Annotated in this window: 12 protein-coding genes; 9 read left to right on the top strand and 3 right to left on the bottom strand. The window is 71.8% G+C overall.

Going from position 1 to position 14,373, the window contains the following annotated elements; translation table 11 throughout:
• From ACFRMN_RS37340 to ACFRMN_RS37305, 8 genes are all read left to right on the top strand, one after another.
• A partial coding sequence (locus tag ACFRMN_RS37340) for a hypothetical protein (RefSeq protein WP_383028662.1) occupies window positions 1-200 on the top strand: 200 nt, incomplete at its 5' end.
• A 93-nt stretch (window positions 201-293) separates the two neighbouring features.
• Window positions 294-1,712 (top strand): hypothetical protein, encoded by a 1,419-nt coding sequence (locus ACFRMN_RS37335; RefSeq protein ID WP_383028660.1) that lies wholly within the window; start codon window positions 294-296, stop codon window positions 1,710-1,712.
• 11 nt (window positions 1,713-1,723) lie between these two features.
• On the top strand, window positions 1,724-2,782 hold the full coding sequence (locus ACFRMN_RS37330) for a glutamate ABC transporter substrate-binding protein (RefSeq protein ID WP_383028657.1): 1,059 nt from the start codon (window positions 1,724-1,726) through the stop codon (window positions 2,780-2,782).
• Between the two features lie 203 nt (window positions 2,783-2,985).
• Window positions 2,986-4,317, top strand: a complete 1,332-nt coding sequence (locus ACFRMN_RS37325; protein WP_383028655.1) for a hypothetical protein — start codon at window positions 2,986-2,988, stop codon at window positions 4,315-4,317.
• 106 nt (window positions 4,318-4,423) lie between these two features.
• Window positions 4,424-7,261, top strand: a complete 2,838-nt coding sequence (locus ACFRMN_RS37320) for a tetratricopeptide repeat protein (RefSeq protein ID WP_383028653.1) — start codon at window positions 4,424-4,426, stop codon at window positions 7,259-7,261.
• Between the two features lie 3 nt (window positions 7,262-7,264).
• Window positions 7,265-8,758: a PP2C family serine/threonine-protein phosphatase gene (locus ACFRMN_RS37315; protein WP_383028650.1), complete on the top strand. Its 1,494-nt coding sequence runs from the start codon at window positions 7,265-7,267 to the stop codon at window positions 8,756-8,758.
• 139 nt (window positions 8,759-8,897) lie between these two features.
• Window positions 8,898-10,256 (top strand): VWA domain-containing protein, encoded by a 1,359-nt coding sequence (locus tag ACFRMN_RS37310; protein ID WP_383028647.1) that lies wholly within the window; start codon window positions 8,898-8,900, stop codon window positions 10,254-10,256.
• A gap of 81 nt (window positions 10,257-10,337) precedes the next feature.
• Window positions 10,338-11,507: an FHA domain-containing protein gene (locus tag ACFRMN_RS37305; protein WP_383028644.1), complete on the top strand. Its 1,170-nt coding sequence runs from the start codon at window positions 10,338-10,340 to the stop codon at window positions 11,505-11,507.
• Here the strand turns inward: ACFRMN_RS37305 and ACFRMN_RS37300 are convergent.
• Entirely contained in the window at window positions 11,488-12,573 is a 1,086-nt protein-coding gene (locus tag ACFRMN_RS37300) for a methyltransferase domain-containing protein (protein ID WP_383028641.1), read from the bottom strand. The genes ACFRMN_RS37305 and ACFRMN_RS37300 overlap by 20 nt on opposite strands.
• Before the next feature lie 173 nt (window positions 12,574-12,746).
• Between ACFRMN_RS37300 and ACFRMN_RS37295 the strand changes: the two genes are divergently transcribed.
• Window positions 12,747-13,151, top strand: coding sequence for a globin (locus ACFRMN_RS37295; RefSeq protein ID WP_383028639.1), 405 nt, complete (start codon window positions 12,747-12,749; stop codon window positions 13,149-13,151).
• 83 nt (window positions 13,152-13,234) lie between these two features.
• Here the strand turns inward: ACFRMN_RS37295 and ACFRMN_RS37290 are convergent, their stop codons facing one another.
• The gene (locus ACFRMN_RS37290; RefSeq protein WP_383028636.1) at window positions 13,235-13,933 is read right to left on the bottom strand and encodes a hypothetical protein; all 699 of its coding nucleotides are present in this window, start codon (window positions 13,931-13,933) and stop codon (window positions 13,235-13,237) included.
• Entirely contained in the window at window positions 13,930-14,373 is a 444-nt protein-coding gene (locus ACFRMN_RS37285) for an acyl-CoA thioesterase (RefSeq protein ID WP_383028633.1), read from the bottom strand. The genes ACFRMN_RS37290 and ACFRMN_RS37285 overlap by 4 nt, the downstream gene beginning before the upstream one ends.

Genomic DNA, 14,373 nt, shown 5'->3' with positions numbered 1-14,373 from the left:
AACGCTCGGCTGGGAAACCCCAGCCGAGCGCCTGTCTAAACTGCTCGCGGCCTGATCAACCGACCACGGTGTTGCAACGACCCCTCGAATTCGCCGAACCGCTCACGGGGCTCCGGCGTATTCATGAGGGGGAGATGGTGGGGAGATCGACCGGCCGCGACCGGCGCGAGAAGGACAAGATCCAGTCAACCCTGGTGTAGTTGTCAGTGCCTGCGGCCATACTGCTGACCTGGAGTTGTCCTCCGACCCGCAGGGGGCGGGCCGCCGTCGTCCATGACCGAGGGGGAGGTCACGTGACAAACCCGCCGAATGTGCGCCCCGCGCCACCATCGGCTCCGCAGCACGCGCCCGCGCAGCCGCCGGTGCCACTGCCGCCGTCGGCTCCGCCGGCCGGTGCGGCGCCCGTGCGCCGGGCGGCGTGGGCCGAGACCTCGGAGCGGCTGCGCGCGGCGGCGACGACCGAGCCCGGCCGGCTGCGGATCATCGGCGCGGCCCTGGCCCTGCTGGTCGTGGCGTTCGGGGCGGTGACGGCCTGGGAGGCATCGGACCGGTTCACCGCCGCCGATGACGTGGTGAACCGCAGTCAGCCGCTGAGCGTGGACGCGGCGGACATCTACCGCTCGCTGGCCGACGCCGACACGGCCGCGGCGAGCGGCTTCCTGGCGGGCGCGCCGGAGCCGGCGGATGTGCGGAAAACGTACAGTACGGACATCGCGACGGCGTCCGGGCTGCTGATCACGGCCGCCACCCATACGGATGGCGCCAGCGAGTCGGGCCGTCAGATCGCCACGCTCAACGAGGGACTTCCCCGCTACACGGGGCTGATCGAGCAGGCCCGCGCCTACAACCGGCAGGGGCTGCCGCTGGGCGGCGCCTATCTGCGGTACGCGAACCAGCTGATGACCAACGAACTGCTGCCCGCCGCCGAGAAGCTGTACGCGGCGGAGACGGACCGGCTCGTGACGGACAACGACGACGCGCGGCTGTGGCCGTACGTCTCGACGGCGCTGGGTGCGCTGGCGTTCGGCGGTCTCTTCTGGGCGCAGCGGCGCAACTACCTGCGGACGAACCGGGTGTTCAACCACGGCCTGCTCGCGGCCACCGCCGCCTCCACGGTCCTGCTGCTCTGGCTGGCCGCCGCGCAGACCGTCGCCCGCTCGGAGCTGGACAACGCGCAGCGGCACGGCCAGGCGTCGCTCAAGGTCCTCAACGACGCGCGGATCAATTCGCTCAAGGCCCGTGCGAATGAGAACCTCACCCTGGTCGCGAGGGGCGCCGTCCTCAACGAGGACAACAAGGACAAGTACGAGACGGACTACAACACGGGCATGGACGAGCTCAGCGCCGCGCTCAGCAGGGCCAAGGGGCTCGCCGACAACGACGACGGCCGTACGCCCGTGACCGACGCGATCGCCTCGGTCTCCGAATGGCGCGGGCTCCACGCCCAGGCCAGCGCGGCCGACAAGACCGGTGACTACAAGACCGCGCTGGCGAAAGTGATCGGGACGAAGAACTCCACCGGCGAGTTCTTCCGCCAGGTCGACGCGTCGCTGAAGCTGGCGATCGAGCTGGAGCAGAAGGAGTTCGACACCTATGCCTCGGACGGTCTCGGCGCGCTGAACGGTCTGGCGATCGGGGCCGGCGCACTGGCACTGATGGCCGCGGTGGGCGCGATCCTGGGGATCGGCCGCAGGCTTTCGGAGTACCGGTGAGAGGGGAAGGGATGACCTCGACGGACAGGCCGCGCCGGTTCCGCGGACCCGGCCCGTTCCGCGGGCTCCGTGGCTGGGGCGGCGTCTCGGCCATGGCGGGCGCCTGTGTGCTGACGGCCGTGGTCACCCTGCTGCCACTGGCCCATACGACCTCGGAGGGATCGGAACGCTTCGAGGAGCGCATCGCCACGGCCCTGCCCGCGAAGGCCGACGACTGCCCGTCCCCGGAGGCCAGTCTCCGGCCCGTCAACGACGACAACGCCCCCGGCGTCAAGGCGATCAGAGACCGTAAGGGTGATGACCGGAAGCTGATCGTCGGAGTCGACCAGAACAGCTACCGCTGGGGCGCCCGCAACCCGGACACCGGCGATCTGGAGGGCTTCGACATCGATCTCGCGAAGGCCATAGCGGCGGACATACTGGGCAGTCCGGACGCCATCGTCTTCCGTACCATCCCCACCAACCAGCGCACCGAGGCGCTGAAGAGTGGCACGGTGGACCTGGTCGTCCGGACGATGACGATCACCTGCGACCGGCTCAAGGACGTCTCCTTCTCCACCGCCTACTTCCAGACGGGCCAGCAGATACTGGTCCCCAAGGGGTCGACCATCAAGGGGTACGACGAGTCGCTGGCCGGGAAGCGGGTCTGCACGGCCGAGGGTTCGATCGCGAACGAGACACTGAAGAGTGAATCGTTCGGCGCGATATTCGAGGACGAGAATGAGGGGAAGCCTTCGGACAAGGACCAGTTGACGGTGCCCAACCAGCTCGACTGCCTGGTCCGGCTCCAGTTGGACGAGGTCGACGCGCTGATGACGGACAACGCCCTCGCGGCCGGGCAGGCGGCCCAGGACCCGGCGGTCGAGCTGCGCGGGAAGCCGCTCAAGCCGGAGTACTACGGTGTCGCCGTCAAGCGTGGCAACGACGACCTGGTGCGCCGGGTGAACCACGTGCTGGAGGAGTACCGCGCGGGCGGACCCAACAGCCCCTGGATGAAGTCGTACAAGCTATGGCTGGCGGCGGGACTGCCGGGCATCACGAAGCCGCCCACGGCCCTGTACAGGGACTAGGCGGCCAAGGACCAGGACTGGGACGCCAAGGACTGGACCGTCAAGGACTGGACGGCCAAGGACTGGACGGCCAAGGACACGCGGCAAAGACCAGCTGGGGCCAGGACCAGGGCGCGGACTGATCGCCGGCAAGCGGCGCACACGCGGTGCGCCTGCCGGCCCGCGTACCGGCAGGGCTGAAGAGACGAGCGGAGAGGTGAGCGATGGGCGTCACGGGTTCCTTCCCCGACTCGACGGGGAGGCCACCGGGACCGGTGATGGACCGGGACGAGGTGGACCGCGCCCTGTCACGCCTCGAAGCGGAGTACGAGGCGGTCGAGACCTCGCTGCTCGCCCTCCAGGACCACGCGGGCCGCAGACTTCTCGAAGGCGCCGAGCTGACCGGCGTCACCAAGGACCGCTGGGCCAGCGCCGAGCTGTCGATCACCCTGCTCTGGACGTACTTCGACAGCTATACCGCCGCGCTGAACGGAGCGCGTGAGGCGCGCGCCAGACGGCGCTGGCCCAACCGCGACGATCTGCTGGAGCTGACGGAGACGCTGCGCGGCCGCGGTGTCGTGGTCGCGGACGCGGCCGGACAGCGGCCCGCGTCGCTCACGGGCCCGGCGAAGCTCTCCGAGCGCTTCACGCTCGCGGAGCTGGTGGCCAGGATGAACGAGCTGTACGCGTCGTCCCTGGACATGGTCGTGGCCGCGGACTCGGTGTGGTCCGCGCTGCCCGCGCGCATCGATCTGCTCGCCGCGGAACTGCGGCGCACCCGCTCGCTGGCGCACTCCGTGGGCGTACGGCCCGGCGAACATCCGGCCGGTGACGACCTGGAGTCGATCACTCAGGAACTGAGCCTGCTGCGCGACCAGGTCGTCTCCGATCCGCTGGCGTTCTGGCGGCCCGCGCCCGGCAGTTCGGCGCCGGGCGGCGGCCGTCCCGACACCGAGCGCTACGACCGGGCGGCCCGCGCGCTGGAGGACGTACGGCGGGAGATCGAGGCGGTCCTGCGGGTGCGCCAGGACTCCGAGGAGCGGCTGCTGCGGCTGCGGGACGTGCTGTCGCGCGCGGACCGTACGCTCACCGAGGCCCGGTCGGCGCGCGGCGAGGTGCTGGCGAAGATCGCCGCCTCCGAGGTGCCCGCGGTGAGCGGTCCGCCGACGGCCCTTCAGGAACGGCTCTCGACCGCCGCCGAGTACCGCAGACACGCCCAGTGGCACCGGCTCTCACCGCTCCTGGAGTCGCTGGAGCGGGACGCCGAGGACGAACTGCTGCGGGCCCGCGAGTCGTTGACCGCGGTCACGGCGCCGCTGGCGGTCCGCGCGGAGCTGCGCGGCCGGCTGGACGCGTACAAGGCGAAGGTCGCCCGGCACGGACTGGCCGAGGACCCGGTCCTGATCGAGCGGTACGACGCGGCGCGCCGGATGCTGTGGAGCGCGCCCTGCGATCTGCGCGTGGCGGAGGAGGCGGTGCTGCGCTATCAGCGGGCGGCGGCGGATGTGCTGGTCCCCCGCGGGCCAGGCACCGCCGACCGCGGGAGGGACACATGACGGCGCGGTGCGCGGTAGCGGGAGGCACGGCCGGAGGACGGACGGCCGGGAGACGGACGACGGAGCGAGACGCGACAGAGATGTCGGCGGGCCGACGGGGGGACAGATGAGCGGGACGAAGGCATGCCAGCGCCCCGGCTGCGAGGGTTCGTACGAGGACATGGGCGGCGGTGAGCTGTACTGCGACACCTGCGGTCTGGCGCCCGTCGTCTCGCCCAACGGGTCGCTGTCCTCGCCGCCCACCGGGATCACGGTCGGCGGACGGAGCAGCGGCTCCGGGCGTGGCGCGTCCTCGCGCTCGTCGTCCGGCGCCTCCGCACGGACCTCCTCGCACAGCTCCTCACGGTCCTCCACGTCCCGGCGCTCGGTCTCCGGCCGGCTCTCACGCACCCTGTCCGGGCGGCTGTCGACCCAGTCGGTGTCGGTACGCAGCTCCGGCTCGTCCACGGCCGCCTCGGGCCGTAACCGCCTCGGCGCGGGCCTTGTCTCCGTACCGGACGTACCGCGCCCGGACCCGCGCTCCGCGGTGATGGAGCGCCCGGAAGTGCCCGAGCGCAAGCGGTTCTGTTCGCGCTCGGACTGCGGTGCGCCGGTGGGCCGCGCGCGGGGGGACCGGCCGGGGCGGACGGAAGGGTTCTGCACGAAGTGCGGGCACCCGTACTCGTTCGTGCCGAAGCTGCACGAGGGCAATATCGTGCACGGCCAGTACGAGGTGGTGGGGTGTCTGGCCCACGGCGGTCTGGGCTGGGTCTATCTCGCCATCGACCGGGCGGTCTCGGACCGCTGGGTGGTACTCAAGGGCCTGCTGGACACCGGTGACCAGGACGCCATGGAGGCGGCGATCTCCGAGCGCCGCTTCCTCGCGGAGATCGAGCACTCCAACATCGTCCGTATCTACAACTTCGTGGAACATCTCGATCAGCGGACCGGCTCCATGGACGGCTACATCGTCATGGAGTACGTGGGCGGCAAGTCGCTGAAGGAGATCGCCAACGAGCGCCGCACCGCCGCGGGCAGGCGCGATCCGCTGCCCGTGGAGCAGGCGTGCGCGTACGGCATCGAGGCGCTGGAAGCGCTCGGCCATCTGCACAGCCGCAATCTGCTCTACTGCGACTTCAAGGTCGACAACGCGATCCAGACCGAGGATCAGCTCAAGCTCATCGACATGGGCGCGGTCCGCAGGATGGACGACCACGAGTCGGCGATCTACGGCACCGTCGGCTACCAGGCGCCCGAGGTCGCGGAGGTCGGCCCGTCGGTGGCCTCCGACCTGTACACGGTCGCCCGCACCCTGGCGGTGCTGACCTTCGACTTCCAGGGCTACACGAACGTGTTCGTGGACTCGCTCCCCGACCCGGACAACATCGAGGTCTTCCGGACGTACGAGTCCTTCTACCGGCTGCTGGTGCGGGCGACGGACCCGGACCCGGCGCGGCGCTTCTCGTCGGCGCGGGAGATGGCGGAGCAGCTGACGGGCGTGCTGCGGGAGGTGGTGGCCCTCCAGACGGGGCGTCCGCGTCCTTCGCTGTCCACCCTGTTCGGTCCCGAGCTGCGGGTGACGGACACGGAGTTGTTCGCGGAGCTGACCGAGGAGGTCTCACGGCTGGGGGCGCGTCCCGAACCGGCGCGGGGCGGCGGCCTGTTCGGGCGGCGCGCCCGAGCGGCGGGCCCGGGCCCGGCTCTCACGGGCGGCGACGGTACGGGAGCCGCGCCGGTCCTGCCGCCGGGGACCGGGGCCGGGGCCGGTGCGGTCGCCCTGCCCGCGCCGGGCGCGCGGCCCGGTGTTCCCGGAGCCGGTGGACTCGCCCCGGCGGCCCCGCCGTATCTGCCGGCGCCCCGCGCCGAGGCGGCCCCGGGCGCGGTGGCCCCCGGCGCGGTGGCCCCCGGCGCGCCCGCGGCGGGCATGGCAGGTGCCGCGGGCGCCACGGGCTCGGGCATGGGCTCGGGCTCGGGCTCGGGCTCGGGCTCGGGCTCGGGCTCGGGCATGGTGCGGCTCGCGCCGCTCGACACCCGCGCGGTCGCGCTGGCCCTGCCCGTACCGAGAGTCGATCCGAACGATCCGAACGCCGGATTCCTCGCCGGGCTGCTGGCCTCGGCCCCCGCCGAGCTGATCACCGCGCTGGCCGCCGCCCCCGCCGACTCCCTCGAACGAGGACTGCGCGAGCTGCGCGCCCGGCTGGAAATGGGTGAACTGGCCACGGCCGCCGAGTCGTTGGCCACCCTGGAGGAGCAGCGTCCGGACGACTGGCGGGTCGTCTGGTACCGGGGCGTCGCCTCGCTCGCCACCGGCGACCACGAGACCGCGGCGCTCTCCTTCGACGCGATATACGACGCGTTCCCCGGCGAGCCGGCCCCGAAGCTGGCGCTGGGCGTCTGCGCCGAAGTGCTCGGCCAGCTGGACAACGCGGCCGAGTACTACCGCCTCGTCTGGACGACCGATCCGAGCTATGTCAGCGCGGCGTTCGGTCTCGCCCGGGTGCAGCTGGCCTCCGGTGACCGGGTCGGCGCCGTACGGTCCCTGGAGTCCGTGCCCGAGGCGTCGATCCACTACACGGCGGCGCGGGTCGCGGCCGTACGGGCCAGACTGCGCCGGCGTGGGGCGCCGACGGCCACCGCCGGTCCCGGCCAGGAGCGCCCGCTGATCGACGATCTCATGGCGGCGGCCCATCAGGTCTCCGCGCTCCAGCAGTTCGGTCTGGACGCGGTACGGCGCGAGCAGTTGTCGACGGAGGTACTGGGGACGGCCCTGGACTGGGTACTCTCCGGTAGTCCCGGCTCCCGTCCGGTGCGGGCCGTGCTGCTCGGCAGTGAACTGGACGAGCGTGGGCTGCGTTTCGGCCTGGAACGCTCGTTCCGGGTGCTCGCCCGGCTCGCTCAGCGCGGCGAGGAAAGGATCGAACTGGTGGAACGGGCCAACCGTTTCCGCCCCCGGACGTGGGTGTGATTGATGTCCCAGAAGCCCAAGTCGGCGCAGCTGCCGACCTGCCCCAGCTGCGAGGAGCCGCTGGAGTCCGGCGACCTGTTCTGCGGCGCGTGCGGTTACGACCTGTCGGTCGTGCCACCGCGCCCTGACGACAGACCGACCCTTGTCATGAACGGCCTGGGATCGACGGCCCCCGATGCCCGCGCCCCCGATGCCCGCGCGAGCGACGGTCCGGTGGCCGGTGTGGAGTGGCCCACGGTCTCGGGGACCGACAGCTCGGGTACACCGGCGCCGCCGCAGCTGCCGGAGGAGTTGCTGGGGCTGGAGTCGAGCGGATCGCGACTGCCCGCCCATCCAGGTGACTTCGAGCTGCCCGCGCCCGGCGCGCCCGGCGCCATGGTCCGGGACAGCTCGGCGCGCGACTACGCGACCCAGGAGAACACGGGCCAGGAGAGCGCCGGTCCCGAGAGCGCCGTCCCGGGGAGCGCCGTCCCGGAGAGCACGAACCGGGACGCCACCGCCACCGCCTCTGCCACCGCCACCGATCCGCGCACCGCGGACCCCGGCGCGGCCCTCCCGGCCGGCGGCAAGCTCTGTGTCGCCTGCCGGGCCGGCCGGGTCGACACGGACGGCTACTGCGAGAACTGCGGCCATGCCCAGCCACGCGAACGTGACCATGTGGAGCAGGAGTTGGGCGCGGTGGCGGCCGTCAGCGACCGCGGGCTGCGGCATCACCGCAACGAGGACGCGTTCGCCGTGTCATCCGCCGCTCTGCCGGACGGCTCCCCCGCCGTGGTCGCGGTCGTCTGCGACGGTGTGTCGTCCGCGACCCGCCCCGACGAGGCCTCGGCCGCGGCGGCCGCGGCGGCGAACGAGTCCCTGCTGGCCGCGCTGGAGCGCGGTACGCATCCGCAGCAGTCGATGCACGAGGCGATCGTGGTCGCGGCCGAGGCGGTCAACGCCCTGGCCACGGCCCCGGGCGGCGGGATGGAGCACGACCCGCACCGCCACCAGAACGCCCCCGCGTGCACCATCGTCGGCGCGGTGGTCGCGAGCGGCCTGCTGGTCGTCGGCTGGATCGGCGACAGCCGGGCCTACTGGATCCCCGACGACCGCGGCGGCCCGCCGGCCCGGCTCACCGAGGACGACTCCTGGGCCGCGCAGATGGTCGCGGCGGGGCTGATGAACGAGACGGAGGCGTACGCGGACGCCCGCGCCCACGCCATCACCGGCTGGCTCGGCGCCGACGCGTACGAACTGGAGCCGCACACCGCCTCGTTCAAGCCGGACCGCCCCGGTGTGGTGGTGGTCTGCACGGACGGTCTGTGGAACTACGCGGAGGGCGCGGACGAGATGGCCAGGGCCCTGCCGGCCGACGCGGCGCGACGGCCGCTGCACGCCGCCCAGGTGCTGGTCGGACACGCGCTCGACGGTGGGGGCCACGACAACGTAACAGTGGCGGTGCTGCCGTTCGCCCTGCCACCGCAAGGGGCAGGATCCGCCTACAGCTCGGCGTGAGTCCCGCTCTGCCCGCCCTCGATCACGCATGCCCCTGAACTGACCGATCGCTGATCAATTGAAGACCTCTCACTGCACCTTTTACTGGACCTTTCACTGACTTGTCTCTGCTGTGTGGAGCGCCAAGGAGCCGATACAGATGGCGAACTTCTCCAAGTCGAACGTGCCGCGGTTCTCCGTCGACGTGTACCAGAACGAATACCTGCCGGAAGGCGGGCGCGAGGTCAACGCGATCGTCACGGTCACCTCCACGGGAGGCGGCACCACCGGTGGAGTGCCACTGGCGGGAGCCTCGTCCACGCCCTCCGCCCTTCCCGGGCACAGCCCGAACGCGGCCGTGGTGATCATGGTCGACTGTTCGGGATCCATGGACTACCCGCCGACGAAGATGCGCAACGCGCGTGACGCCACGGCCGCGGCCGTCGACACGCTGCGCGACGGCGTCGCCTTCGCGATCGTCGGCGGTACGCATGTGGCGAAGGAGGTCTTCCCCGGCAACGGAAGACTCGCGATCGCCGACAGACAGACCAGAACCCAGGCCAAGGAGGCGCTGCGCCGGCTGAGCGCGGGCGGCGGTACGGCCATCGGCACCTGGCTGCGGCTGGCCGACCGGCTGCTGTCCACCGCCGATGTCCCCATCCGGCACGGCATCCTGCTCACCGACGGCCGTAACGAGCATGAGGCGCCGGAGGATCTGAGGGCCGCCCTCGACTCCTGCGCGGGCCGGTTCACCTGCGACGCCCGCGGGGTCGGCACGGACTGGGAGGTGAAGGAGGTCACGGCCATCGCCTCCGCGCTGCTCGGGACCGCCGATATCGTCGCCGATCCGGCCGGTCTGGCCGCGGACTTCACCACCATGATGGAGAACGCGATGGGCAAGGAGATCGCGGATGTGTCACTGCGGCTGTGGACACCCGTCGGCGTGGAGATCGCCTTCGTCAAGCAGGTGGCACCCACGGTCGAGGAGCTGACCGGCCGGCGCACGGAGGCGGGACCGCGGGCCGGGGACTACCCCACCGGGTCCTGGGGTGACGAATCGCGCGATTACCACGTGTCTGTACGGGTTCCGGAGGCCGGCATCGGCCAGGAGATGCTGGCCGCGCGGGTCTCGCTGATCCTTCCCGCGCCGGGCGGCGGGGCTCCCGAGGTGCTGTCGCAGGGGCTGGTACGGGCGGTGTGGACGGATGACATGGCGGCCTCCACCTCGATAAACCCCCAGGTCGCTCACTACACGGGTCAAGCCGAACTGGCGCAAGTCATCCAACAGGGTCTGGATGCGCGCAAGTCGGGCGATTTCGACGGGGCGACCGCGAAACTGGGACGCGCGGTGCAGCTCGCCGCGTCGTCGGGGAACGCCGATACCGCGAAATTGCTTTCGAAGGTGGTGGACGTCGTCGATGCGGCGACAGGTACTGTGCGACTGAAGGCGAAGGTCGCGGACGCGGACGAGATGACCCTCGAAACGCGCTCCACCAAGACCGTTCGCGTCAAGAAGTAACCGGGTAACGAAGAGTCCGCGGCCCGGAGACACAGAGAACAGCGGCCTGCGGGCCGGACGAGGAGAGGGGGAAGCGCCGACATGCCGACCTGCCCGAACGGACACCAGTCGGGTTCCGACGACTGGTGCGAGGTCTGCGGCCATCGCATGGCCGGACCTGGCGCTCCCACGGGTGCCGTGCCGCCGCCGCCTCCCCCGCCGCCGCCCGCGCCCGGCTACGGCTACCCGCCGGGGGCCGGACCCGACGCCACCGCCCAGGCCGAGCTGTGCCCGCAGTGCCGCACTCCACGCGAGCCGATGGCTCCGTTCTGCGAGGAGTGCCGCTGGAACTTCCTGACGAACACGGCGACGTCGTACACCCCGCTGGCTCCGCAGCAGCCGGGCCCCGGTGGCCCTGTGCCCGGGCTGAACCTGCCGCCGGGCTTCCAGGCCCAGCAGCCGCCCCGACCGCCGGATCCGTACGAGTACCAGAGCTCGCGGCCCTCGCAGCTGAACCGGCCCGCCGAGCCGCTGTCGCCCGAGCCGCCGTCGCCGCCCCCTCTGTCCTCTCCGCCCTCGCCACAGCATCCGCACCAGCAGGGGCCGCCGCCCCCGCCGCCGTACCAGCAGCAGGGACCGCCGCCTCCGCCCGCCTTCCAGCAGCAGTCCGCCGCCCCGCTGTCGCCCTCGCCGGCGCGGCCGGCCGGTGACGACGACTGGATGCTGCCGCCGCCTTCGGGGGCGTCGGCCCCGGCCCAGCCCCAGGCCCCGCAGTCACACCAGCAGTCACACCAGCAGTCGCAGGCACACGCGCAGGCACAGGTACCCCAGCAGCACGACCCGATGCGGCAGTACCAGCAGGCGCCTGCCACCTGGACGGCGGTCATCGGCCCCGACCGTGAGTACTTCATGGCGATGATGCAGCGCAGCGGCCCCGAGGCCACCGGGCTGAATCTGCCGGCGTACTCCCCCGAACAGCATCTGTCGCTGGCCGGGAACCAGGTCACCATCGGCCGCCGCCGGCACTCCACCGGTGAGTCGCCGGAGATCGATCTGTCCGTCCCGCCGGAGGACCCGGGCGTCTCGCACCAGCACGCGGTCCTGGTCCACCAGCCGGACGGCAGCTGGGCCGTGGTCGACCAGAACTCCACCAACGGCACCACGCTCAACGGCGCGGAGGACCCGATACAGCCCTATGTCCCCGTCCCGCTCAAGGACGGCGACCGGGTGCATGTCGGCGCCTGGACGACGATCACGATCCGTCGAGGCTGACCCCACCCGGGCTGAGGGGCCATACGTACGGCCCCGCCGGGTCGTCCAGCCACGCCCACTGACGGCCGCCGGTGATGGTGACGCCGAACCGTTCCCGCTCCGGGCGGCGCTCGCGCTCCCAGAGGGACAACGCCTCGTGCGGATCCAGGCTGCCCGCGGTCAGGGTCAGCAGGAAGCGGAAGAGTTCGTTCTCGCTCGCGCGCCTCGGCAGACCGCCGAGGGGCCGGCGTGCCAGGGCCGTGCTCCCGGGCACACCGCGCAGCGGTACGAAATAGGCGGCGGTGTTCAGGAAGTGACCCTCCGCACAGGTGCCGCGCTCCCCTTCGCCGCGGCCTCCTCCACTCGCATGTGCGCCGTTCCCGTGGGTGCCGCTTCCGTGGGTCCCGCTTCCGACAAGAAGGTTGATCAGCCCGGTGGCGAGCGGCGCCAGGATCCGCGCCCCCGGCCGGCACTGCGCCAGCCAGGCCGTCGGTACCGATGGCAATGTGCAGGTCGCGATGATCCGGTCGAACGGAGCGCGTTCCGGGCAGCCTCGCGCGCCGTCGCCGGTGATGACGGCGGGCCGGTAGCCGGCCGCGGCGAGATGACTGCGGGCCGACTCGGTGATCTCCGGATCGACATCGACGGTGGTGACGAGTTCGTCGCCCAGCCGGTGACAGAGGAGGGCCGCGTTGTAGCCGCTGCCCGCGCCGATCTCCAGGACACGGTCCCCGTCCCGTACGTCCAGCTCCATCAGCATCCGGGCCATCAGCGAGGGCTGGCTGCTGGAGGAGATCAGCTCGCCGTCGCGCACCCGGGTCGCGAGCGGCCCGTCCGCGTACGCCCCGCGCAGCCAGCGCCGGCGCCGCGCCGGGTCGGGGTCTCCGCTCCACAGCCGGTCGTATCCGCCGGGCCGGCCGACGAAGTAATACGGCACGAAGAGATGGCGCGGTACCGCCTCGAACGCCGCCCGCCAGGCCGGGTCGTCGAGCGCTCCGGTCGGCGCGATCTCCCGGATCAGCCCGGCGCGTGCGGCGTCGACGTCCGCCTCGTCCGGCCCGTACACGTCCTCCCGGTGTGCGCCCATCTCTCCACTGTCCTGGGTGAGCGGCCGGGAAGCGAGTGGGCCTTGGCATCTGCGCGCCACTATCGGACAGGTCCTGGATATTCGGATAGTTCCGGTATTCGGACAGTTCTGGCATATGGAGGACCGGTCCTAGGACCGAGGTCCTCCGCCGGTCCGTCTGAGACCATGGAAAGGTGAACGAGATTCCGAGGGGCACACTTCAGGAGCAGACCTTCTACGAACAGGTCGGCGGCGAGGAAACCTTCCGGCGCCTGGTCCACCGGTTCTACCAGGGGGTGGCCGAGGATCCGCTGCTGCGGCCGATGTACCCCGAGGAGGATCTGGGCCCCGCCGAGGAACGGCTCGTGCTCTTCCTGATGCAGTACTGGGGCGGTCCCCGCACCTACAGCGACAACCGCGGCCACCCCCGGCTGCGGATGCGCCACGCTCCGTTCACGGTGGACAGTGCCGCGCACGACGCCTGGCTCACGCACATGCGGGTGGCCGTCGAGGAGCTGGGGCTCTCCGAGGCGCATCAGCGGCAGCTGTGGGACTACCTCACCTACGCCGCCGCCTCGATGGTGAACACCGCGGGCTGACCTCTCCCCCGGTTCCGCCGTCCCCTTATCTCCCCGGATCCCTGTCTCCCCGATCCTTGTCTCCCCGATCCCCGCGGTCCCGTTCAGACCGGGGTGACCGTGAGGCCGCCGATCCCCGCGCGCCGTACCGCGATCGAGCCGTACGGCGTGCGGAGCCGAAGCCAGCGGCCCGACTCCAGCAGCGCCACCGGGTGTTCCTCGACGGGCGCGGCGGCCGGCACCATGGCGCGGACCGGCCGCAGGAACCCCAGCGACCGCGCCGCGTGGACGGCCCGCAGCGGCAGATGTGTGTCGCCGAGGGTCCGGGACCAGATCTCCCGGCCGATCCGGTCGCGTTCCTCACGTGTCCTGTCACCGGGCGTCAACCGCTCGTCACGGGACCGGAATTCGGCGACCGCGGCGGTCAGCGCACGGCGCATGGCGTCCGTGCCCGGCAGTCCCGGCACCTGCCGCCAGCCGCCGCGCGGTGGCAGCACCCCGGCCCAGGGCGGGCCGGTGACGGCCGTCGGGACGACCGCGCCGCCCGCCGTTTCGTCGATCGCTTCGAGGAGTTCCCCGGCGGAGACGGTGACATCGAGCGCGTACGGCGCGGCGAGCCTGGCCGTACGGATGGCGAGCACTTCGAAGGACGCCGGCCGGCCGAACACGGCGAGCGCGCCGCCCCCGGCCTGGAGCCGTACCGCGGCGGCGCGGTCGTAGTGGATCAGCCGGGCGAGGAAGGCGCCGAGATCGGCCGCCTCCCGCGCGTCGGCGAACTCCACTGTCCGCTCGGGCCCTGTCATGCCGCGAGCGCGTCCTTGTTCTCGGCCTCGTCGTCGAGGTACTTCAGGAGATACATCTTCTCCTCCTCGGTGATCCGCCGGGGCCGCCCGGCCGCCAGGTCGTACGGCACCACGACCGTCGAGGCCCGTACGTACACCTGGCCCTCGTCCTCGTCCTTGATCTCGTACGCGATCGTCAGCGACGCGGCGTTGATCTTCGTCACCCACGATTCGATGATCACCGGCTCGTGCCGGTGGACCAACGGCCGTTTGTAGTCGATCTCGTGCCGGGCCACCACGGACCCGCCGGAGAAGGACGGCGAGCCGTCCCCCGGCGCCAGCCGGAACATGAAGTCGATGCGGGCCTCCTCCAGATAACTGATGAAGACCGCGTTGTTGACATGCCCGAAGGCGTCCATGTCCGACCAGCGCAGCGGGCAGCTGTAGTAGTGCCGGGCCAT

This window comes from Streptomyces sp. NPDC056835, assembly GCF_042789485.1.
GTDB lineage: Bacteria > Actinomycetota > Actinomycetes > Streptomycetales > Streptomycetaceae > Streptomyces.
This window is presented reverse-complemented; position numbering and strand designations above follow the sequence as displayed.